The sequence below is a fragment of the Enterococcus sp. S183_ASV_20 genome (genome assembly GCF_018919685.1).
GTDB classification, from domain to species: Bacteria; Bacillota; Bacilli; order Lactobacillales; family Enterococcaceae; genus Enterococcus; species Enterococcus faecalis.
In genome coordinates this window covers 1-1,408 of sequence record NZ_JAHLRI010000136.1, presented here as the reverse complement: position 1 = coordinate 1,408, position 1,408 = coordinate 1, and the positions used below count along the sequence as shown (strand labels likewise).

The window sequence follows — 1,408 nt, the reverse complement described above, 5'->3', positions numbered from 1 at the left end:
AAAAGTATCGAATAATGGCAAAACTTATACCATTGTGATTAGAGATGGCGCTAAGTGGTCTGATGGTACACAAATAATTGCTAGTGATTTTGTAACGGCATGGCAAAGAGTTGTAGATCCTAAAACAGCGTCTCCAAATGTGGAACTGTTTTCTGCTATAAAAAATGCCAAAGAAATTGCTTCAGGAAAACAATCCAAAGATACTTTAGCAGTGAAAAGTAGTGGTGAGAAAACATTAGAAATTGAATTAGTTGAACCAACACCTTATTTTACTGATCTGTTATCCTTAACGGCTTACTATCCAGTACAGCAGAAAGCAATTAAAGAGTATGGGAAAGACTATGGTACTTCTAAAAAAGCAATCGTAACAAATGGGGCATTTAACTTAACAAATTTAGAGGGGGTAGGCACTTCCGATAAGTGGACGATTTCTAAAAATAAAGAGTACTGGGATCAAAAAGATGTCTCTATGGATAAAATTAACTTCCAAGTCGTCAAAGAAATTAATACAGGAATAAATTTGTATAATGATGGACAATTAGATGATGCGCCTTTAGCTGGGGAGTATGCAAAACAATACAAGAAAGATAAAGAATATTCAACAACATTAATGGCCAATACAATGTTTTTAGAAATGAACCAAACTGGGGAAAATAAACTTTTACAAAACAAAAATGCCCGAAAAGCGATTAGCTATGCTATTGATCGGGAAAGTCTAGTTGAAAAATTACTAGATAATGGGTCCGTTGCTTCTGTTGGCGTAGTACCAAAAGAAATGGCTTTTAATCCAGTAAATAAAAAAGATTTTGCTAATGAAAAATTAGTTGAATTTAACAAAAAACAAGCAGAAGAGTATTGGGATAAGGCTAAAAAAGAAATTGATTTATCCCAAAATACTTCTTTAGATTTACTTGTAAGTGATGGAGAGTTTGAACAAAAGGCAGGAGAATTTCTGCAAGGACAGTTGCAAGATAGCTTAGAAGGATTGAAGGTTACTGTGACGCCAATTCCTGCAAATGTCTTTATGGAACGCCTAACAAAAAAGGATTTTACTTTGAGCCTAAGTGGATGGCAAGCTGATTATGCAGACCCTATTAGCTTTTTAGCAAACTTTGAAACAAATAGTCCAATGAATCATGGTGGATATTCAAATAAAAATTTTGATGAATTGCTAAAGGATTCTTCTTCTAAACGTTGGCAAGAATTGAAAAAAGCTGAAAAATTGTTGATCAATGATATGGGGGTCGTTCCAATTTTTCAAGTTGGAACAGCAAAATTAGAAAAAAGTAAAATAAAAAATGTTTTAATGCATTCAATAGGAGCAAAATATGGATAAAGTCCGTATAATTGTGTAAAAGTAAAAAGGCCATATAACAGTCCTTTTACGGTACAATGTTTTTAACGACAA

General features: G+C 33.2%; 1 protein-coding gene. It reads left to right on the top strand.

What is annotated here, in order from left to right; translation table 11 throughout:
- A partial coding sequence (traC, locus tag KQI94_RS15995; RefSeq protein ID WP_216454642.1) for a peptide pheromone-binding protein TraC occupies window positions 1–1,336 on the top strand: 1,336 nt, incomplete at its 5' end.
- Window positions 1,337–1,408 lie beyond the last annotated feature (72 nt).